Consider the following 18,840-nt stretch of genomic DNA (forward strand, 5'->3'; position numbering starts at 1 on the left):
GTGACCGGCGCGCCGGCGTCCGGCCCGCTCGGCGCCGGCGCCCCGACCCCGGGCGACCAGCAGCGCGGCGACCTTCCGTACTTCTCCGGCAACCAGGAGCCGGGCGCTCCCGGGCGCGGACCCGTGGGCCCCTCCGGCCCGACCGGCGGTCCCGCCACCGGTGACGGCCCGATGGTGCCGCCGGTCGCACCCAACCCGCTCATCACTCCCGCGGGCGGCGGCCAGGTCCCGCCCCGGATGAGCGACGACACCGCGATCCTGACGCCGCAGAAGCCGGCCCCGGAACCGGGCGCCCCGGGCGGCAACGTCTCGGGTGACACGCTCACCAGCGGCATCCCCGTCGTCCCGCAGGCCGGCCAGGGCCCGGGCCCCGGCTCGCCGTTCCCGCCGGTCGGCCAGGGCGAGGCCCCCGCCCCGCACACCCCGCCGAAGCTGCCGGACCCGGTGCAGAGCGCCCCGGCCCCCGCGAAGAAGAAAAAGGGCCGCAGCAAGCTGGTCCTGCTCGGCGCGGGCGTCGTCGGCGTGGCCGGAGTCGCGTACGGCGCGGGCCTGTTGATGAACCACTCCGACGTCCCCAAGGGCACCACCGTCCTCGGCGTCGACATCGGCGGCGGCACCCGTGACGAGGCGGCCAGCAAGCTGGAGAGTGCCCTCGGCAAGCGCACCGAGCAGGCGCTGGAGCTCCAGGTCGACGGCAAGACCGTCAAGCTGAAGCCGGAGCAGTCCGGCCTCTCCCTGGACAGCGCCGCCACCGTCTCGGCCGCCGCGGGCAGCGACTACAACCCGGTCTCCGTGATCGGCTCGCTGTTCGGCAACGAGCGGGTCGTCGAGCCCGTCATGCCGGTCGACGAGGAGAAGCTGCACGCGGCCCTCGAACAGGCCGCGGGCGGCGCCGCCGCCTCCGGCGACGGCACGATCAGGTTCGTCCCCGGCAAGGCCGTCGCCGTCTACGGCAAGACCGGCAAGGGCATCGACGTCGACCGGTCGTCCGGCGCCGTCGAGGAGGCGTACCAGAAGCAGGTCGAGACCGGCACCTCCGCGCCGGTCCAGGTCGCCACGACGACGCGCAAGCCGACGATCGCGGACGCCGAGGTCGACCGGAAGATGAAGCAGTTCGCCGAGCCCGCCATGTCCGGCCTGATCACGGTGAAGGCGGGCAGCGCCCAGATCCAGTTCGGCCCGGACAAGTCGCTGCCGAAGATCCTCGGCATGAAGGCGATCGACGGCAAGCTCGTCGAGACCTACGACCGGGCGGCGCTCAAGGAGCTGTACGGCAGCACCTTCGACGGCGTCCTGATCACCCGGGGCAACGGGAAGAAGACCCCGGTCCAGCCCACGGACGTGGCGCAGGCGATGGGCAAGGCCCTGCTGGGCAAGACCCCCGCCGAGCGCATCGTGGAGATCGACACCAACCCGAGCTAGGGCCTGCGCCGTCCGCGTCCCGCATGACAGATGTCATGCGGGACGCGCGACGCGCGACACTGCCGTCCGGACCCGCCCAGCGGCGACGATGACGGCATGAACACCGACGCGGCGGTCACCTTCACCGGGGTGACGAAGAGCTACGGCACCGTCAAGGCGGTCGACGGTCTCAGCCTGGACCTGCATCCGGGGGAGACCGTCGCCCTGCTCGGCCCGAACGGCGCCGGGAAGTCCACCACCCTCGACCTCCTGCTGGGCCTGCGCCCCGCCGACTCCGGCGACGTCCGGGTCTTCGGCGCGAGCCCGCGCGACGCGATCGTGCAGGGCCGGGTCGGCGCCATGCTGCAGAGCGGCGGCCTGATGGACGAGGTGACCGTGCGCGAACTCGTCCAGCTCGCCGTCGCCCTGCACCCCAAGCCGTACAGGGCCGACGACGTGCTGAGCCGCGCGGGCATCAGCCAGATCGCCGACCGCAGGGTCAACAAGCTCTCCGGTGGCCAGGAGCAGCGCGTCCGCTTCGCCCTCGCCACCGCCGGGGACAGCGACCTGATCGTCCTCGACGAGCCGACGACCGGCATGGACGTCTCCGCGCGGCAGGCGTTCTGGGCGACCATGCGCGAGCAGGCCGACCAGGGCCGCACCGTCCTGTTCGCCACGCACTACCTGGAAGAGGCCGACGCGATCGCCGACCGCGTCCTCGTGCTGCACCGCGGCCGCCTCCTCGCCGACGGCACCGCCGCCGAGATCAAGGCGAAGGCCGGCGCCCGCAAGGTCTCCTTCGACCTGGAGGGCCCCATCGACACCGCGGCCGTCAGGGCCCTGCCGTTCCTGACCGGCATCGACATCAGCGGCCAGACCGTCCGCATCCAGTCCACCGACGCCGACGCGACCGTGCACGCGCTGTACGGACTCGGCGTCTACCCCCGCAACCTCGAAGTCGCCGGACTCGGCCTGGAGCAGGCGTTCGTGGCGATCACCGCTGCCGAGGAGGCCAAGTCCCGATGAACAGCCTGATCAAGCTGGAGATCACCCGCGCCCTGCGCAACAAGAAGTTCCTGTTCTTCTCCGTGATCTACCCGTCGGTCCTCTTCCTGCTGATCGCGGGCAGCGCCGACAGCTCCACGATCGTCGACGGCACGGGCCTGAACCTGCCCGCGTTCATGATGGTCTCCATGGCCTCCTTCGGCGCCCTCACCGCCGTCCTCATGGGCAACAGCGAACGCATCGCCAAGGAACGGGAGAGCGGCTGGGTCCGGCAGCTGCGGCTGACGATGCTGCCCGGCCGCGGCTACGTCCTCGCGAAGACCGCGAGCGCCGCCGTCGTCTCGCTCCCGTCCATCGTGATCGTCTTCGTGGTGGCCGCCTCCTTCAAGGACGTGCGGTTCGCCGGCTGGCAGTGGCTCGCCCTGACCGGCGCGATCTGGGCCGGCAGCCTCTGCTTCGCGGCGCTCGGCGTCGCCATCGGCTACGTCGCGTCCGGAGACGCCGTCCGCCCGATCACGATGATCGTCTACTTCGGGCTGTCGATCCTGGGCGGCCTGTGGATGCCCACCACGACGTTCCCGCAGTGGCTCCAGGACATCGCCACGTGGCTGCCCACGCACGCGTACGCCGCCCTCGGCCAGGCCATCGAACTGGGCGACGCCCCGCACACCCGCGACGTCGCGCTGATCGTCGTCTACTTCGTGCTCTTCGCGGGCGGCGCGGCGTGGCCGTACCGGAAGGACACGTCGAAGGCGTGAGCACCACGGACCTGGGCCCCGACCCGGACGTCGGCCGCATCGCGCGGGTCGGCCAACCGCCGGAGAGCCGCCGCGAGTTCTTCGTGAAGCTGCTCTGGATCGGCATGTGGCTGGCGTTCCTCGGCAGCCCGGTCGCCGACCTGCTGTCGGGCGACCACGGCCCGCTGGGCACGGGCCTGGGCGCCCTGGGCCTCGCGGTGTTCGTCGGCGCCTACATGGGCCTCGTGATGCGCCGCACGGGCCGTCCCCTCGGCCGGCGGCTGGCCCACGGCTGCCTGCTCGCGCTGCCGGTGCTCGCCGTCGTCCTCTCCCTCGCGCTCGGGCCCGACTGGCTGGTCCTGTTCGTGTACGTCTCCGTGTCCTGCGGCGCCGTCCTGCCGCTGCGCCGGTCCCGCTGGGCGGTCCTCGCGACGACGGTCCTCATGGTCGTCGTCGGCCTGCTGCTCGACACCGACCCCGAGTACTGGCTCGTCGTGCCCTCGCTGCTCGGCGGTTTCTCGATGATCGGCGTGCGGGAACTGGTGCGCACCACCCAGCAGTTGCGGGAGGCCCGGGCCCAGGTCGCCCAGCTCGCCGCGAACGAGGAGCGGCTGCGCCTCGCCCGCGACCTGCACGACCTCCTCGGCCACTCCCTCTCGCTCATCACGCTCAAGAGCGAACTCGCCGGCCGGATGCTGCCCGACCACCCCGACAAGGCCGCCGACCAGGTCGCCGACATCGAGAAGGTCAGCCGGCAGGCCCTGGTCGACGTCCGCGAGGCCGTCACCGGCTACCGGCGGCCCCGCCTCTGCGCCGAACTCGCGGGCGCCAAGGCCGCGCTGACGGCGGCGGGCATCGAGGCGACGGTGCCGGTGGAGGTGCCGGCCGGCCTGCCCGAGACCCAGGACGCGACCCTCGCCTGGACGCTGCGCGAAGCGGTCACCAACGTCGTCCGGCACAGCGGGGCGCGGCGCTGCGCGGTCGACGTCACCCGCCGCGAGACCCTCGCGGGCCCGGTCGTCGAGCTGACCGTCGAGGACGACGGCCGGGGCCCGTCCGGCACCCACCCGGGCAACGGGCTGACGGGCCTCGCCGAACGGCTCGCCCTGGCCGGCGGCGCACTGGAGACCGGGGCGGCGCGGGGGCAGGGCTTCCAGCTGGTGGCCCGGGTGCCCGCGGGCTCGTAGGATCCGCCGCATGAGCCCGATCAAGGTGTTGCTGGCCGAGGACCAGTCGATGGTGCGCGAGGCCCTCGCCGCGCTCCTCGGCCTGGAGCCGGACATCGAGGTCGTCGCTCAGGTGGCCCGCGGGGACGAGGTCCTGGCGGCGGCCCGCGCGCACGCCGTGGACGTGGCGCTCCTCGACATCGAGATGCCGGGCCGCACCGGCATCGAGGCGGCGGCGGAACTCCGCGCCGCGCTGCCGGAGTTGAAGGTGGTCGTGCTGACCACCTTCGGCCGGCCCGGCTATCTGCGCAGCGCCATGGAGGCGGGCGCGCACGCGTTCCTGGTCAAGGACGCCCCGGCGGCCCGGCTCGCCGAGGCCGTGCGCACGGTCCTGGCGGGCGGGCGGGTCATCGACCCCACGCTCGCCGCGGCGGCCCTCGCGGACGGCGCCAACCCGCTCACGGACCGGGAGCGCGAGGTGCTGCGCGCGGCGGCGGACGGCCGCACCAACGCGGAACTGGCCGCGGCCCTCAACCTGTCGCAGGGCACGGTCCGCAACTATCTGTCGGTGGCGATCCAGAAACTGGCGGTGCGCAACCGCGCGGAGGCCGTGGGCAGGGCGCGCGAGAAGGGCTGGCTCTGATCCGCCGAACGGCTCAGTTCAGCATCGCGCGGGCCGCCCGGGCCTGCCCCAGCACCTGCTCCGCCGCGGCCGTGTCCACCGCGGAGACGACCTCCGCGTACGCCTCCAGCTCCACGGCGCCGGTCACGAAGTCGCCCCGCTGCACCAGCAGCTGCGCCCGCTCGTAGCGCAGCCGGGCCGGGTGCGACGGCAGCAGCAGCGACAGCTCCACGGCCCACAGCGACACGTCGGACCGCTCCGGCCTGGTCGCCGCCCACGCCCGGACGTTGTTGAGGATCCGCAGCACGACCTCCAGCGGATCGGCCGGCGTCAGCATCGACGGATCCAGCGGGGCCCCGGTCGCCCCGGCCACCAGCAGCTCCGTGTCGGCCCCGGTCAGCACCCGCCCGCCGTCGAACGGATCGGCCAGCACCTGCTCCTGCGGCGGACCGAAGCCGACCACGAAGTGGCCGGGCAGCGCGACCCCGTAGACCGGCGCACCGGCCCGCCGGGCCACCTCCATCCACACCACCGACAGCAGGATGGGCAGCCCGCGCCTGCGCCGCACCACGTCGTGCAGCAGCGACGACTCCAGCCGCTGGTAGTCGCCGGGCACGCCGTGGAAGCCGAGCCGGGCGCCGAGCAGCTCGGCCAGGGCCGTCGCCCAGGACCGCGGGCCGCCCGGCCGGAACGGCAACCGGCCGGCCAGATCGTCCAGTTCGATGTGGACCGCGTCCATCCCGGCCTCGTCGAGCGCCGGGTCCGCCTGGGCGGCGAGCAGCAGACACAGCTGGGCCAGATCGGGCCGCTCGGCCCGAGCCTCCTCGGCGAACCGGCGCCGAAGCTCCGTCGAACGTGGGGACAAGTGGGGGGACATACGTGCCTCGTGCCCTCTCCGGCCGATCGATTAGCGGGTCACCGGGCGCTCCGGTCCGGAGCACGGTAGTGGTGATAGACGTGGTGTGTGGCGAAACCCATGCGGTCGTACAGGACGCGCGCCCCCTCGTTGTCCGCCTCGACCTGGAGCCAGGCCGCCGACGCGCCCTCGTCGAGCGCCTGCCGCGCGAGCGCCGTCATGACCTTCGTGGCCAGCCCGCGGCGGCGGTGAGCGGGGTCGACCTCGACGGCCGCGAACCCGGCCCACCGTCCGTCGACCACGCACCGGCCGATCGCGGCGGGCACCTCGCCCTCGCCCGGCACGGTCGCGAACCACACCGACGGCCCGGCGCACAGCACCTTCAACGCGACCTCGCTCGCCCCCTTGCGCTGGTAGCGCGCGAGCCACGCCTCCCCGGGGGCCCGCGTCAGCACGACCTCGGCACCGGGGTCGGCCTGGTCCCCGACGGGCGCGAGCGCGGCGATCCGCAGCTCGGCGCTGACCTCCCGCACCCACCCCCGCTCCGCGAGCTCGGCGCACAGCAGCTCCTGCGTGCCCTCGGCGCCGGTCGCGGTCTGCGCGTACGCGGGCAGCCCGCGCTCCGCGTACCACTCCCGCACCCGGGCCAGCGCGGCGTCGAGCGGCAGCCCCGGATCACCCACGGGCAGCACGGAGTTGGCCCGCCGGGTGAAGCCCTCCCGTCGCCCGGCCACCGCCCCACGACGACGCGCTTCGCGCGGCCCCTGCTGGTACGCGGCCCGCAGCTCCCACTCGCCGAGCCGCTCGCTCTCGACCGGCCGCCAGGCACGGGAGGAGACCCGGGCCAGTTCCGCGTACGTCGCCGACGGGCCGCGGCGGCGCGCCGGTTCGGCCGGCACGACCTTCCCGGCGACCAGCGTCGCCTCCTCGATCTCGACCCGTTCCCCGGTCCTTCGTGTGACGAGCAGCACACCCTCGTCCCACGATGTGAGAACACCTACGGTGTCGGTGAACTTCCGACCCGCGGGCCCGTCCTCGCTCACCCGTCGCACAGAGACGCGTTTTCCCACGTCAGCGCCGGTGATACGGACTTCGAGCCGTCCGCCCGCAGTGAATTCCACAGCTCGGTCCACCCCTCCTGTTCGGATCATGCCCAGGAACGGAGATACTAGGGGCGGGCATCGACGACGCCGCGCTCCCGCGCGCCAGGCGGCGGAGCCTGCGGAGGCCCGCCAGCGCCCTATCGAGGAGGAACGACAGCGTGACCTACGTCATCGCGCAGCCTTGTGTCGACGTCAAGGACAAGGCGTGCATCGAGGAGTGCCCGGTCGACTGCATCTACGAGGGCTCCCGGTCCTTGTACATCCACCCGGACGAATGCGTCGACTGTGGTGCCTGTGAGCCGGTCTGCCCGGTCGAGGCGATCTTCTACGAGGACGACACTCCGGAGGAGTGGAAGGACTACTACAAGGCGAACGTCGAGTTCTTCGACGAGCTCGGTTCGCCCGGTGGTGCCTCGAAGATGGGCCTGATCGAGAAGGACCACCCGTTCATCGCCGCCCTGCCGCCGCAGAACCAGTAACAGCGTTCAGCGGTACGCACAGGCGCTGCCCCGGTCCCGTACGGCCTCGACTGCCGTACGGGACCGAGGCATTTGTCCACACCCCTGCGAAAGAAGTGAGCCGACCAGGTGTCCGCAGCCCCCGCCCCTATTGATCGCCTCCCCACCTTCCCCTGGGACAAGCTGGAGCCGTACAAGAAGACGGCCGCGGCGCACCCGGACGGCATCGTCGACCTGTCCGTCGGCACGCCCGTCGATCCGGTGCCCGAGCTGATCCAGAAGGCGCTGATCGACGCCGCGGACTCGCCGGGCTACCCGACGGTGTGGGGCACGCCCGAGCTGCGCGACGCGCTCGTCTCGTGGTGCGAGCGCCGCCTCGGCGCCCGCGACTTCGGGCACGGGAACGTGCTGCCGGTCGTCGGCTCGAAGGAGCTCGTGGCCTGGCTCCCGACCCAGCTGGGCCTCGGCCCGGGCGACAAGGTCGCCTACCCGCGCCTGGCGTACCCGACGTACGAGGTGGGCGCCCGCCTCGCCCGCGCCGAGTACGTCGTCTACGACGACCCCACCGAGCTCGACCCCGAGGGCGTGAAGCTCCTCTGGCTCAACTCCCCGTCGAACCCGACGGGCCGGGTGCTCGGCAAGGACGAGCTGACCCGCATCGTCGCCTGGGCCCGCGCGCACGACATCCTCGTCTTCTCGGACGAGTGCTACCTGGAGCTGGGCTGGGAGGCCGACCCGGTCTCGGTCCTGCACCCGGACGTGAACGGCGGCTCGTACGAGGGCCTGGTCGCGGTCCACTCGCTCTCCAAGCGCTCGAACCTGGCGGGCTACCGCGCGGCGTTCGTCGCGGGCGACGCGGCCGTCCTGCACGACCTGCTCCAGATCCGCAAGCACGGCGGCATGATGACCTCGGCCCCGACGCAGGCGGCCGTCGTCGCGGCCCTCGGCGACGACCAGCACGTCCACGAGCAGCGCGCCCGCTACGCGGCCCGCCGTGAACTGCTGCGCTCGGCCCTCCTGGAGCACGGCTTCCGCATCGAGCACAGCGAGGCCAGCCTCTACCTGTGGGCGACCCGGGACGAGTCCTGCTGGGACACCGTCGCCCACCTCGCGGGTCTCGGCATCCTGGTGGCCCCCGGCGACTTCTACGGCACGGCGGGCGAGCGGTTCGTCCGGGTGGCGCTGACGGCGTCGGACGAGCGGGTCGGGGCCGCCGTGGACCGGCTGGCCCAGGGCTGACACGCTCGGCCCGGACACGGGAGCGGGGTGCCGGGAGCGCGTGGCTCCGGGCACCCCGTTCGTGCACTCCGCGGCGGATCAGCCGAGCGGCAGGCCCTTCACGGGCAGCTGGTCGGTCGGCAGGCCGCCCTGGGTGACCGCGTCGGTCGGCAGGCCGCCGGCCGTCGGCAGACCGTCCTTGGTCGCCGCTCCGGCCGTCTCGCCGAGCACGTCGCCCGCGCTGCCGGCCAGGTCGCCCGCGGCCTTCTGCGCGGCGGGCGTGGCGGTCTTGGCGCCCTTGCCGACGGCCTTGCCCGCGGTGGGCACGGCCTTCTTGACGGCCTTGCTGCCGGTGTCGCCCGCGAGGCCGCTGACGTTCTGCGCCGCACCGTCGACGGTGTCACCCATGCCCGCACCGTCCAGCGCGGTCAGCCCGCCCAGGTTCGGGGCGGCCGGAAGGTCGACGGCGTGCGCGGAGCCGGCCGCACCGACCACGGGCGCCGCTCCCGCCGCGAGAAGCAGCGCGGCACGGGCGATCCGGCGGGTCAGGGGGAGGGACATGATGCTCCTTAGACGGGAGTGGACGTTGGCTGTCCGGCTGCCGTTCGGCGGCGTGCCGTCCGGCGGTCGGACGCCGTGACAACAGCCCCACGGCCCAGGAAGGTTGCGGGTCGGCAACGTAAAGGGTTGGCAATGCGTCGCATTATCGGCTGTGGATAAAAACGGGCAAACGCCATGTCTCGCGCGCGACTGAAGAACCCTTACAGCCCTGCGCTGACAAGGGGGTTGGGCACCTTGCGGGCCCTGGCCCCGCGGAGTGCGTCAGCCGTCGCGCAGGCATGATCCGCATGCCCCGATCGGGTGACGGGCCGCACTACTGCCCAGTGACGATTCGAACCTCGTCGACGGACCTGGACGCGCCGGGACCGGCCCCCGCGGGACTCTTCGCGGAAACCTTGCGCCAAGCGGCCGCCGCATCCCCCGTGTCCCCGGCGGTCCACTCCCGGCCCGCGTAGGAGACCCGTTCGATGTGCAGCGCGGACGCGTTGGACACGGCCCACTGCGCCAGCTCCCAGCCGCGCTGCCGCTCCCCGCCCTGCGCCGACTCCACGGTGGCGGGCACCGGGATCCGCACCGACCGCCGCTCGCGGTCCGCCGTCGGCGCCACGTCCTTCCCGAAGTCCCGCACCAGCGCGGACTTCACGCGCGCGGGATCACCGGCCCGCGCACCGTCCCCGCCGGCCGGCCGACCGTCGCAGGTCAGCGACGCCGCCGCCCGCCCGGTCAGCGACGCGGCGAGCAGCGTGGCGTCCGGCTCGTGCTTCGCGTACGCCTGCGGGTAGCCACTGCGCTGCACACGCTGCGCGGCCACGGTCAGCGGCAGCCGCGAGTAGCCGGGGATCTTCGCCAGGTGCGCGTAGAACCGGTCGGCCGCGTACACCGGATCCATGATCTGCCGCTCGGAACCCCAGCCCTCGGAGGGCCGCTGCTGGAACAGGCCGAGCGAATCCCGGTCGCCGTGGTGGATGTTGCGCAGGCCCGACTCCTGGAGCGCCGTCGCGAGCGCGATGGTGACGGCACGCTCGGGCATGCCGCGGGAGGTGCCGACCGCGGAGATCGTGGCCGCGTTCACCGCCTGCTCGGCCGTGAACTCGTAGGACGCCCCGTCCCCGTTGGCCGACGCGACCACGCATCTCGGTTTGGCCCGGCCCCCGGTGGCGTACTGCACGGCCACGTACGTGGCCACGGCGAGCAGCACGACCGCGGCCGCGCCGATGCGCAGGAGGCGGCCGCGCCGGAGGAGGGTGGGGGGCTCAGGCACGCGTCCAAGGTACTGGAGGCGCCTGTGGGGCCCGACCCGAGCCCGGGGACGGGACGGAACGGGTGGTCGGGGCCGGGCGTCTAGGATCGGCGGCATGGACCGCACGCCGCTTGACCTCACGCAGGACGCCGCCCGCCTCACCGCCCAGCTGGTTGACTTCCCGTCGCCCAGCGGCAGCGAGAAGGAGCTCGCCGACGCCGTCGAGGAGGCGCTGCGCGCCCTGCCGCACCTCACGGTCGACCGGTACGGCAACAACGTGGTCGCGCGCACGAACCTGGGCCGGTCCGAGCGGATCATCCTCGCCGGCCACATCGACACGGTCCCGATCGCCGACAACGTGCCCTCCCGCCTCGACGAGGACGGCACCCTGTGGGGCTGCGGGACCAGCGACATGAAGTCGGGCGTCGCCGTCCAGCTCCGCATCGCCCAGACCGTCACCGAGCCCAACCGCGACCTCACCTTCGTCTTCTACGACAACGAAGAGGTGGCCGCCCACCTCAACGGGCTCGGGCACGTGTCCGACGCCCACCCCGACTGGCTGGAGGGCGACTTCGCGATCCTCCTGGAGGGCACCGAGGGCCTCGTCGAGGGCGGCTGCCAGGGCACGCTGCGCGTCATCCTGAAGGTCAAGGGCGAACGGGCCCACTCCGCGCGCGCGTGGATGGGCAAGAACGCCATCCACGCCGCCTCCCCGATCCTGGAGCGCCTCGCCGCCTACGAGCCGCGCAAGCCCGTCGTCGACGGCCTGGAGTTCCACGAGGGCCTGAACGCCGTCCGGATCGAGGGCTTCGTCGCCACGAACGTCATCCCCGACGCCTGCGCCGTCACGGTCAACTTCCGCTACGCCCCCGACCGGTCGATGGCGGACGCCGAGCAGTTCGTCCGCGACTTCTTCGCCGGCTGCCCGGTCGAGGAGTTCATCGTCGACGACCACACCGGCGGCGCCCGCCCCGGCCTCACCCACCCCGCCGCGGCCGCCTTCCTGGCCGCCGTGGGCGGCGAGCCGCGCCCCAAGTTCGGCTGGACGGACGTCTCCCGCTTCAGCGCCCTCGGCGTCCCCGCGGTCAACTACGGACCCGGCAACCCGATCTACGCCCACAAGATCGACGAGCGGGTCGACACGAAGCTCGTCCTGGAGGCGGAGCGGGTCCTCGCCGCCTGGCTCACCGCATCCTGATCCTCGGCTTACCGATACGTCAGGGTCCCGCGCATGTAACCCGCGTAGACCTACCCTTGCTCTACGTAAGCGCGTGATACCTGCGCATGGAGGGAGCAGACGATGAGCAACCCGGAGGGCAAGCGACGTCCCAGGGAGCAGCGCACCGGGCCGGTGATTCGCCGGCGCGACCAGGTGCGGCCGGGGACGAGCGATCAGCGTCTGCTCGACTCGGAGGGCCCCTCGGGGTGGGTGCACACCGACCCCTGGCGGGTGCTGCGCATCCAGTCCGAGTTCATCGAGGGCTTCGGCACGCTCGCCGAACTGCCGCCCGCGATCAGCGTGTTCGGCTCCGCGCGCACCCCGCAGGACTCCCCGGAGTACGAGGCGGGCGTCGCCATCGGCAAGGCGTTGGTGGAGGCCGGTTTCGCGGTCGTCACGGGCGGCGGTCCTGGCGCCATGGAGGCGGCCAACAAGGGCGCGGTCGAGGCCAAGGGCATCTCGGTCGGCCTCGGCATCGAGCTGCCCTTCGAGCAGGGCCTCAACCAGTACGTCGACCTCGGCCTGAACTTCCGCTACTTCTTCGTCCGCAAGACGATGTTCGTGAAGTACGCGCAGGGCTTCGTGGTGCTGCCCGGCGGCCTGGGCACCCTGGACGAGCTCTTCGAGGCGCTCACCCTCGTCCAGACCACGAAGGTGACGCGCTTCCCGATCGTCCTCTTCGGTACGCAGTACTGGAGCGGCCTGGTCGACTGGCTCAAGAACACCGTGATCGCCCAGGGCAAGGCCGGCGAGGCCGACCTGCTGCTCTTCCACGTCACGGACGACGTGGAAGAGGCGATCACGCTGGTCACCAAGGAGACGGGCAAGTAGCGCGCCCCGCGGTCGCTACGCGAGTCCCCGGCGGGCGACCGCCGGGGGCCGGTGGCCCGCGATGGACGCCACCATGTCCAGCACCTGCCGGGTCTCGGCGACCTCGTGCACCCGGTAGACCTGCGCCCCCAGCCACGCCGACACCGCCGTCGTCGCCAATGTGCCCAGCACCCGCTCCTTGACCGGCTTGTCGAGGGTCTCGCCCACGAAGTCCTTGTTGGACAGCGAGACGAGCACCGGCCAGCCGGTCTCCACCATCTCCGGCAGCCGCCGCGTCGCCTCCAGCGAATGGCGGGTGTTCTTCCCGAAGTCGTGCCCCGGGTCGATGAGCACCGACTCGCGCGGCACGCCGAGCGCCACCGCCCGCTCCGCGTAGCCGACCGTCACCTTCAGGATGTCGGCCATCACGTCGTCGTAGGTGACCCGGTGCGGCCGGGTGCGCGGCTCGGCGCCGCCCGCGTGCGTGCACACGATGCCGACCCCGTACCGGGCGGCGACCTCCGCGAGCTTCGGGTCGACGCCGCCCCACGCGTCGTTCAGCAGGTCCGCGCCCGCCTCGCAGACGGCCTCGCCGACCTCGTGCCGCCAGGTGTCGACGCTGATGATCACGTCGGGGAACCGCCGCCGCACCTCCGCGACGAACCCGACGGTCCTGCGCGCCTCCTCGGCGGCGTCGACCTCCTCGCCCGGACCCGCCTTCACGCCGCCGATGTCGACGATGGCGGCGCCGTCGGCGACGGCCTGCTCGACGCGGGCCAGCGCCGGCTCGTCCTGGAAGGTGGCGCCCTGGTCGTAGAAGGAGTCCGGGGTCCGGTTCACGATCGCCATGATCACCGGCTCGTGGGCGCCGAACTCGTGTCGGCCCAGCCTCAGCATCCCTGTGACTCTCCTCTGGATCCCACTTCAACGGTCGCCTGCGACCTTAACCGTCGGTGCGGCATGGCACGATCGGACCCTGACGGTTTCGGGCCGCTACGGCCCAGTCGAGCCAGGGGACAGCAGAGATGGTCATGTTCTTGTTTCTGGTCGCCGCGCTCGTCGTGGTGGTCGCGGCGGTGACGCTCGCGGTCCTCGGCGGCGGCGACAGCGGCGCGCTGCGCGACGAGCCGTCCCAGTTCTACGCGGACCCGCTGCCGCAGGACCGCCCCGTGGCCCCCTCCGACGTGGAGGACCTGCGGCTGCCGACGGCCGTGCGCGGCTACCGCATGGCGGAGGTCGACGACGCGCTGAACCGGCTCTGTGCGGAGCTCGCCGAGCGCGACGCCCGCATCACGGAACTGGAGTCGGCCCTCGCCGCGGCGCACGCGCACCGGCCGGTCGACCGCGGCCAGGACCAGCGGGGCTTCGCGCCGCCCGGTGGGTACCAGGGCGAGACGGGGGAGGGCTTCCAGTGAGCGAGCCGGTGACGGGCGCCGCGGTCCCCGGCCCGGACGGCGCGCTCCGCTGCCCCTGGGGCCTGTCGACCGAGGACTACGTCGCGTACCACGACGAGGAGTGGGGCCGCCCGGTCCACGGCGACGACGCGCTGTTCGAGCGGCTGTCCCTGGAGGCCTTCCAGTCGGGCCTCTCCTGGATCACGATCCTGCGCCGCCGCGAGACCTTCAGGGCCGCCTTCTCCGACTTCAAGATCGCGGACGTCGCGGCCTTCACCGACGCCGACCGCGAGCGGCTCCTCGCCGACCCCGGCATCATCCGCAACCGCGCGAAGGTCGACGCGACGCTGGCCAACGCGCGCGTGCTCGCGGACTGGTCCCCGGGCGAACTCGACGAACTCATCTGGTCGTACGCGCCGGACGCCGCGACCCGCCCGGCGCCGCGCGTCCTCGGCGACGTACCGGCGATCACCGACGAGTCGAAGGCGCTCTCCAAGGAGCTGAAGAAGCGCGGCCTGCGCTTCGTCGGCCCCACCACGGCGTACGCGCTGATGCAGGCGTGCGGGCTCGTCAACGACCACCTGGCCGACTGCACGGCCCGCACGCGCGCGTGACAGGCACTAGCGGCCGAGGTACTTCGGCTTCTCCTTGGCGATGAACGCCTGGACGGCGATGGTGTGGTCCTCGGAGGCGCCGGCCCGGGCCTGCAGCTCGTCCTCCTTCTCGAGGGCCTCGTCGAGGGAGTGGTCCGCGGCGAACGCCAGCGACTCCTTCAGCGCGGCGTACGCGACGGTCGGACCTTCGGCGAGCGTGCGCGCCAACGTGCCTGCCGCCTCGGCGAGTTCGGCGCCCGGCACGATCCGGTTCACGATGCCGAGCTCGTACGCCTCCTGCGCCTTCAGGGAGCGCGGGAAGAGCAGCAGGTCGGCGGCGCGCCCGGGGCCGATCAGCCGCGGCAGCGTCCACGAGACGCCCGAGTCGGCGGTGAGCGCGACGCCCGCGAAGGACGTGTTGAAGGACGCGTTCTCCGCGACGATCCGGTAGTCCGCACAGAGCGCGAACCCGAAACCGGCGCCCGCCGCGACCCCGTTCACCGCGGCCACGACCGGCTTCGGCATCTGGGTCAGGGCCCGCACGATCGGGTTGTAGTGCTCGCGCACGGTGCTCATGGTCCGGCCCTCGCCGGCCTCCCGGTCCGCCAGCAGCGAGCCGACGTGCTCCTTGAGGTCCTGGCCCACGCAGAACGCGCGGTCGCCCGCGGCCGTGAGCAGCACGGCCCGCACCGCCTCGTCGGCGGCAGCGGCCTGCACCGCGTCGCGGAGGGCGACCTTGGCCTCGGTGTTCATCGCGTTCATCGCCTCGGGGCGGTTCAGCGTGATCGTCGCGAGCCCGTCGCTCACCTCGTAGAGCACGGTGTCTGCCATGGGACTCCTCCTATGCGGTCGCTTAGTCGTCCGTGCTCAGCATGACGGAGATCACGACGCTTGGCGGGCCCGTCGTGTGTGACCTGCGTCAAACAAATCGGTCACGAGACGGGCACGCGAGCGGCGCAGTATCGCAGTCACATCGCCGAATTGAGTGGTTTTGCTCAAGCGCGTTGCGCAAGCGATGCCGACTGATGTTGGTCATCGGGTCCCGCGATGCGGGATAATGACCTGGAAGCAATGTGTTCGATGCCGGTGACGTGTGCCCGTCCAGAGGGCCGTCGGCTGACGATGAGCTGGTTTCAGGAAGGGGAACGAGCATGGCGGCCATGAAGCCGCGAACGGGTGACGGCCCGCTCGAGGTGACAAAGGAGGGGCGGGGCATCGTCATGCGCGTTCCGCTCGAAGGCGGCGGTCGGCTCGTAGTAGAGCTGACGCCCGACGAGGCCGACGCCCTCGGCGACGCCCTGAAGAAGGTCGTCGGCTGACGCGGAAGCGACCATACCTTTTCGTCTGCCCCGGCACACACTCGGTGCCGGGGCAGCGGCATGCCCCCACCTGACCCCTCCCGCAGCACGCCTTTCGGCGACCACCGCCACCTCCAGGGCACACCCTCCGGGCACGCGGGGAACGGCCCCTTCAGGGGCGCGGGGAACGGCGCGAGCAACCGCGACGACACCGGCACCCGCAGTCCTTGCAGAGGACTCACGGCGAGCAGGCGGCTCTCCAGGGGCGCGGGGAACTGCGCGGCCAGCCACAACGGACCGGCACTCGCGCACGGACCCGAGGACCAACGCCGAGCAGGCGGCTCTACAGGGGCGCGGGGAACGGCGCGACCAGCCACAACGGACCGGCACCCGCCCACGCACACACCACCGCCCCGGACAGCACGCGGAACAAGGCGAAGCCGCGCCAGAACACCCGGCCCCACGCGGAAGCGCTCAGCGCTTCACGGCACAGAGCAACCCGTCCCCCAACGGCAACAGCGACGGCACCAGCTCGGAAGACTCCCGCACGGCCCGCAGCAACTCCCGCAACCGCACCACTTCCACCGGCTGCGGCCCGGAATCCACGGTCCGCCCGTCCGCGAAGACCCCCTCGAAGCACACCAGCCCACCCGGCCGCAGCAGACGCAACGATTCAGCGAGGTAGTCCAGGCACTCCGTCCGGTCACCGTCGCAGAAGACCAGGTCGTACCCGCTGTCCGCGAGCCGAGGCAGCACGTCGAGCGCCCGCCCCGGGATGAAACGGGCCCGGTTGCTGGCGAAGCCGGCCGCGCGGAACGCCTGCCGGGCGAACTGCTGCCGCTCCGGCTCCGGGTCGACCGTCGTCAGCACCCCGTCGGGTCGCATCCCGTTCAACAGATGAATTCCGGACACCCCGGTACCCGTACCGATCTCGGCGACCGCCTTCGCCCCCACCGTGGCAGCGAGCAGCCGCAACGCCGCACCCGCGCCGGGGGAGACCGAACGCAGTCCCGCTTCGCGGGCCCGGTCCCGGGCCCAGCGGAGTGCGTCGTCCTCGGCGACAAAGGCGTCGGCGAACGCCCAGCTCGTCTGCCGGTTGCCGGTAATGGCCCTCTCCTGTCCCCGTGGTTGCCTGCGCGTGACTTTATCCGTTGGTGGCGGGAACTCGCAGATGGGACCGGGCGTTTAGAAGGGCAGGGGGAAAGAGCAGGCTGAAGCGGGGGCAGCGGGATGGCGACAGCGACGAAACCGGCGGCCGGGACGGCGTCCGGAGACCGACCGGCAAATCTGAGTAAAAACGCTTATCCGGAGCTAACGGGCGAGGTGGCTATGGTAGGGGCTCCACTGGACACCACCAGAGCCGACAGGGGAGGTGCGGCTGCGCCTGTGGATCGGGGAGGAGTGCTGCGGCGCTTTCTCAGGTCGGCGGGTGAGCCGAAATCCGTGACCAACACCGCTGACCGAATCCGCACCGTTGACTCCGCGCAGCAGACCGCGACCTTTGCCGCTGACGCGGAATCTCAGGCGTGGACTCCGCCCACCTGGGAGGAGATCGTCAGCACGCACAGCGGCCGTGTCTACCGACTCGCCTACCGTCTGACCGGAAACCAGCACGACGCCGAGGACCTCACGCAGGAAGTCTTCGTCCGTGTCTTCCGCTCGCTGTCGACGTACACGCCGGGCACCTTCGAGGGCTGGCTCCACCGCATCACGACGAACCTGTTCCTGGACATGGTCCGCCGCAAGCAGCGCATCCGCTTCGACTCCCTCGGGGACGACGCGGCCGAGCGCCTGCCCAGCCGCGACCCGTCCCCGCAGCAGGTCTTCAACGACGCGCACTTCGACGCCGACGTCCAGCAGGCGCTGGACACGCTCGCGCCCGAGTTCCGTGCCGCCGTCGTCCTGTGCGACATCGAGGGGCTCTCGTACGAGGAGATCGCCGCGACCCTCGGCGTGAAGCTCGGCACGGTCCGCAGCCGCATCCACCGCGGCCGCTCCCAGCTGCGCAAGGCGCTGCAGCACCGTTCGCCCGAGGCTCGCAAGGAGCGCCGCACGCTCGCGGCCACGGGTATCCCTGTGCTTGGAGGAGGGGGCGCGACCGCGTGAGTGGATCACGTCTCAATCCTGCCGAGCGCCAACTGACCGCGGCCGACCAGCATCTCGGGGACCGGCTGGCCGCACTGGTCGACGGCGAACTGGACCATGACGCCAGAGAGCGCGTCCTCGCCCACCTGGCGACGTGCGCCAAGTGCAAGGCCGAGGCCGACGCCCAGCGCCGCCTCAAGAGCGTCTTCGCCGAGGCGGCCCCGCCGCCGCCGTCGGAGAGTTTTCTCGCCCGCCTCCAGGGATTGCCCGGGGGAGGTGACAGCGACGGTGGTACGCCACCGTTCGGGGGAGGCGGCTTCGGCACCGGCCGCCCCCTCGGAGGAGCCCGTGGCTTCGGCCAGGGAGTCTTCGACGTAGACCCGGAGCCGTTCGGGTACGCGCCGTCCGGTGCGCACGCCGCCGTCCTGCCCAGCGGGCAGCGCGGCTTCCGTATCCACGAAGTGGGCCGTCCCGACCGGACCGAAGGGGACCGCGCCTCCCGCGGCCGCCGCTTCGCGTTCGCGGCCGCCGGAGCGGTCTCGCTCGCCGCGATCGCCCTGGGCGGGGTCACGACCGCCGCCCCGGTCGACGCGGGTGACGTGCGCGGTGGCGGTTCCGGCAGCAATGTCACACCGCTGCGCAGCCAGCCGGTGGGCGGTGCCTCGGCGTCCGAGAACCAGCGGCGCAGGGCGCTGTCCCCGCTGCTCGGCCAGCGCGGAGGAGCCCTTGCCGCGCCGGTCTCGTCGACCCGGGCGAGCGCTCCGCTGCTGCCCGGTGGCGGGCACGCGGACAGTGCGGCCTATCCGTTCTCGACCCCGATGCTCTCCGAGGCGGCCCGTATGTCGCCTCTCATACGCCCCGCCGCGACCGTCCCCGCGGTCTCCGTCGCTCCGGAGCCGCAGGCGACGCCCGAGGCGACCGCGTTCGACGGGACGTCGCCCGGCCTCGCCGCCGCCCCGGCGTCCTCGCCGACCGCGTCGTCCCGCCCGTCCGCACTCCGCTGACGCACCCTGCGCCGGGGCCGTCGAACCTGGTTGAATCCAGGTGAGGCCGCGCGCCGGGTGGTGACCCGGG

General features: G+C 72.6%; 21 protein-coding genes. 14 read left to right on the forward strand and 7 right to left on the reverse strand.

Features of this window, described 5'->3' with window-relative positions; genetic code table 11:
• The 5 genes from RBJ77_RS60480 to RBJ77_RS60500 all read left to right on the forward strand — a co-directional run.
• A partial coding sequence (locus RBJ77_RS60480) for a hypothetical protein (protein WP_372352719.1) occupies nucleotides 1-1,422 on the forward strand: 1,422 nt, incomplete at its 5' end.
• 96 nt (nucleotides 1,423-1,518) lie between these two features.
• Nucleotides 1,519-2,427 (forward strand): ABC transporter ATP-binding protein, encoded by a 909-nt coding sequence (locus RBJ77_RS60485; protein WP_372352720.1) that lies wholly within the window; start codon nucleotides 1,519-1,521, stop codon nucleotides 2,425-2,427.
• Complete coding sequence (locus RBJ77_RS60490; RefSeq protein WP_372352721.1) at nucleotides 2,424-3,164, forward strand: ABC transporter permease; 741 nt, start codon at nucleotides 2,424-2,426, stop codon at nucleotides 3,162-3,164. The genes RBJ77_RS60485 and RBJ77_RS60490 overlap by 4 nt, the downstream gene beginning before the upstream one ends.
• 104 nt (nucleotides 3,165-3,268) lie before the next feature.
• On the forward strand, nucleotides 3,269-4,330 hold the full coding sequence (locus RBJ77_RS60495; protein WP_372352764.1) for a sensor histidine kinase: 1,062 nt from the start codon (nucleotides 3,269-3,271) through the stop codon (nucleotides 4,328-4,330).
• A 10-nt stretch (nucleotides 4,331-4,340) separates the two neighbouring features.
• A complete protein-coding gene (locus RBJ77_RS60500; RefSeq protein WP_372352722.1) occupies nucleotides 4,341-4,952 on the forward strand; it encodes a response regulator in 612 nt (203 codons plus the stop codon).
• Nucleotides 4,953-4,965: 13 nt separating this feature from the next.
• Here RBJ77_RS60500 and RBJ77_RS60505 read toward each other — a convergent pair whose 3' ends face one another.
• Complete coding sequence (locus RBJ77_RS60505) at nucleotides 4,966-5,808, reverse strand: transglutaminase-like domain-containing protein (RefSeq protein WP_372352723.1); 843 nt, start codon at nucleotides 5,806-5,808, stop codon at nucleotides 4,966-4,968.
• 38 nt (nucleotides 5,809-5,846) lie between these two features.
• Nucleotides 5,847-6,908, reverse strand: a complete 1,062-nt coding sequence (locus RBJ77_RS60510; protein ID WP_372352724.1) for a GNAT family N-acetyltransferase — start codon at nucleotides 6,906-6,908, stop codon at nucleotides 5,847-5,849.
• Nucleotides 6,909-7,048: 140 nt separating this feature from the next.
• Here RBJ77_RS60510 and fdxA point away from each other — a divergent pair, with 140 nt between their 5' ends.
• Nucleotides 7,049-7,369 (forward strand): ferredoxin, encoded by a 321-nt coding sequence (gene fdxA / locus RBJ77_RS60515; RefSeq protein WP_111666449.1) that lies wholly within the window; start codon nucleotides 7,049-7,051, stop codon nucleotides 7,367-7,369.
• A 108-nt stretch (nucleotides 7,370-7,477) separates the two neighbouring features.
• Nucleotides 7,478-8,587 carry a bifunctional succinyldiaminopimelate transaminase/glutamate-prephenate aminotransferase gene (locus RBJ77_RS60520; RefSeq protein WP_372352725.1) on the forward strand — a complete coding sequence of 370 codons (1,110 nt, stop codon included), beginning with the start codon at nucleotides 7,478-7,480 and terminating at the stop codon, nucleotides 8,585-8,587.
• A gap of 78 nt (nucleotides 8,588-8,665) precedes the next feature.
• On the opposite strand, the gene RBJ77_RS60525 is transcribed toward RBJ77_RS60520, so the two are convergent.
• Complete coding sequence (locus RBJ77_RS60525) at nucleotides 8,666-9,127, reverse strand: ATP-binding protein (RefSeq protein ID WP_255976962.1); 462 nt, start codon at nucleotides 9,125-9,127, stop codon at nucleotides 8,666-8,668.
• Between the two features lie 313 nt (nucleotides 9,128-9,440).
• Nucleotides 9,441-10,388 (reverse strand): heavy metal transporter, encoded by a 948-nt coding sequence (locus tag RBJ77_RS60530; protein WP_372352726.1) that lies wholly within the window; start codon nucleotides 10,386-10,388, stop codon nucleotides 9,441-9,443.
• Between the two features lie 94 nt (nucleotides 10,389-10,482).
• Here RBJ77_RS60530 and dapE point away from each other — a divergent pair, with 94 nt between their 5' ends.
• Both dapE and RBJ77_RS60540 read left to right on the forward strand, forming a co-directional pair.
• Nucleotides 10,483-11,565, forward strand: a complete 1,083-nt coding sequence (gene dapE / locus RBJ77_RS60535) for a succinyl-diaminopimelate desuccinylase (protein WP_372352727.1) — start codon at nucleotides 10,483-10,485, stop codon at nucleotides 11,563-11,565.
• 102 nt (nucleotides 11,566-11,667) lie between these two features.
• Nucleotides 11,668-12,417, forward strand: a complete 750-nt coding sequence (locus tag RBJ77_RS60540) for a TIGR00730 family Rossman fold protein (RefSeq protein ID WP_372352728.1) — start codon at nucleotides 11,668-11,670, stop codon at nucleotides 12,415-12,417.
• Between the two features lie 15 nt (nucleotides 12,418-12,432).
• Here the strand turns inward: RBJ77_RS60540 and folP are convergent, their stop codons facing one another.
• Nucleotides 12,433-13,293 carry a dihydropteroate synthase gene (gene folP, locus RBJ77_RS60545; protein WP_255976970.1) on the reverse strand — a complete coding sequence of 287 codons (861 nt, stop codon included), beginning with the start codon at nucleotides 13,291-13,293 and terminating at the stop codon, nucleotides 12,433-12,435.
• 128 nt (nucleotides 13,294-13,421) lie between these two features.
• Between folP and RBJ77_RS60550 the strand changes: the two genes are divergently transcribed.
• Together RBJ77_RS60550 and RBJ77_RS60555 are read left to right on the forward strand one after the other, a co-directional pair.
• The gene (locus tag RBJ77_RS60550) at nucleotides 13,422-13,811 is read left to right on the forward strand and encodes a DivIVA domain-containing protein (protein WP_372352729.1); all 390 of its coding nucleotides are present in this window, start codon (nucleotides 13,422-13,424) and stop codon (nucleotides 13,809-13,811) included.
• Between the two features lie 8 nt (nucleotides 13,812-13,819).
• A complete protein-coding gene (locus RBJ77_RS60555; protein ID WP_372352765.1) occupies nucleotides 13,820-14,404 on the forward strand; it encodes a DNA-3-methyladenine glycosylase I in 585 nt (194 codons plus the stop codon).
• 6 nt (nucleotides 14,405-14,410) lie between these two features.
• Here the strand turns inward: RBJ77_RS60555 and RBJ77_RS60560 are convergent, their stop codons facing one another.
• Nucleotides 14,411-15,214: an enoyl-CoA hydratase/isomerase family protein gene (locus tag RBJ77_RS60560; protein ID WP_372352730.1), complete on the reverse strand. Its 804-nt coding sequence runs from the start codon at nucleotides 15,212-15,214 to the stop codon at nucleotides 14,411-14,413.
• Nucleotides 15,215-15,534: 320 nt separating this feature from the next.
• Here RBJ77_RS60560 and RBJ77_RS60565 point away from each other — a divergent pair, with 320 nt between their 5' ends.
• Entirely contained in the window at nucleotides 15,535-15,702 is a 168-nt protein-coding gene (locus RBJ77_RS60565; RefSeq protein WP_003966491.1) for a DUF3117 domain-containing protein, read from the forward strand.
• A gap of 453 nt (nucleotides 15,703-16,155) precedes the next feature.
• Here the strand turns inward: RBJ77_RS60565 and RBJ77_RS60570 are convergent, their stop codons facing one another.
• Nucleotides 16,156-16,854, reverse strand: coding sequence for an O-methyltransferase (locus RBJ77_RS60570; RefSeq protein WP_308284787.1), 699 nt, complete (start codon nucleotides 16,852-16,854; stop codon nucleotides 16,156-16,158).
• Between the two features lie 156 nt (nucleotides 16,855-17,010).
• Between RBJ77_RS60570 and sigE the strand changes: the two genes are divergently transcribed.
• Nucleotides 17,011-17,787 carry an RNA polymerase sigma factor SigE gene (gene sigE / locus RBJ77_RS60575; RefSeq protein ID WP_255976986.1) on the forward strand — a complete coding sequence of 259 codons (777 nt, stop codon included), beginning with the start codon at nucleotides 17,011-17,013 and terminating at the stop codon, nucleotides 17,785-17,787.
• Nucleotides 17,784-18,770 carry a zf-HC2 domain-containing protein gene (locus tag RBJ77_RS60580; RefSeq protein WP_372352731.1) on the forward strand — a complete coding sequence of 329 codons (987 nt, stop codon included), beginning with the start codon at nucleotides 17,784-17,786 and terminating at the stop codon, nucleotides 18,768-18,770. Before sigE ends, RBJ77_RS60580 begins: the two co-directional genes overlap by 4 nt.
• The last annotated feature ends 70 nt before the right edge of the window (nucleotides 18,771-18,840 follow it).

Source organism: Streptomyces sp. KL116D, from assembly GCF_030766975.1.
Lineage (GTDB): Bacteria > Actinomycetota > Actinomycetes > Streptomycetales > Streptomycetaceae > Streptomyces > Streptomyces longispororuber_A.

Excerpts from the sequence above, each read along its gene's own strand:
- RBJ77_RS60485 (WP_372352720.1), top strand. The coding sequence starts at position 1,519 with ATGAACACCGACGCGGCGGTCACCTTCACCGGGGTGACGAAGAGCTAC.
- RBJ77_RS60505 (WP_372352723.1), bottom strand. The coding sequence starts at position 5,808 with ATGTCCCCCCACTTGTCCCCACGTTCGACGGAGCTTCGGCGCCGGTTC.
- sigE (WP_255976986.1), top strand. The coding sequence starts at position 17,011 with ATGGTAGGGGCTCCACTGGACACCACCAGAGCCGACAGGGGAGGTGCG.
- RBJ77_RS60550 (WP_372352729.1), top strand. The coding sequence starts at position 13,422 with ATGGTCATGTTCTTGTTTCTGGTCGCCGCGCTCGTCGTGGTGGTCGCG.
- RBJ77_RS60525 (WP_255976962.1), bottom strand. The coding sequence starts at position 9,127 with ATGTCCCTCCCCCTGACCCGCCGGATCGCCCGTGCCGCGCTGCTTCTC.
- dapE (WP_372352727.1), top strand. The coding sequence starts at position 10,483 with ATGGACCGCACGCCGCTTGACCTCACGCAGGACGCCGCCCGCCTCACC.
- folP (WP_255976970.1), bottom strand. The coding sequence starts at position 13,293 with ATGCTGAGGCTGGGCCGACACGAGTTCGGCGCCCACGAGCCGGTGATC.
- RBJ77_RS60560 (WP_372352730.1), bottom strand. The coding sequence starts at position 15,214 with ATGGCAGACACCGTGCTCTACGAGGTGAGCGACGGGCTCGCGACGATC.
- RBJ77_RS60495 (WP_372352764.1), top strand. The coding sequence starts at position 3,269 with ATGTGGCTGGCGTTCCTCGGCAGCCCGGTCGCCGACCTGCTGTCGGGC.
- RBJ77_RS60565 (WP_003966491.1), top strand. The coding sequence starts at position 15,535 with ATGGCGGCCATGAAGCCGCGAACGGGTGACGGCCCGCTCGAGGTGACA.
- RBJ77_RS60540 (WP_372352728.1), top strand. The coding sequence starts at position 11,668 with ATGAGCAACCCGGAGGGCAAGCGACGTCCCAGGGAGCAGCGCACCGGG.
- RBJ77_RS60500 (WP_372352722.1), top strand. The coding sequence starts at position 4,341 with ATGAGCCCGATCAAGGTGTTGCTGGCCGAGGACCAGTCGATGGTGCGC.
- RBJ77_RS60490 (WP_372352721.1), top strand. The coding sequence starts at position 2,424 with ATGAACAGCCTGATCAAGCTGGAGATCACCCGCGCCCTGCGCAACAAG.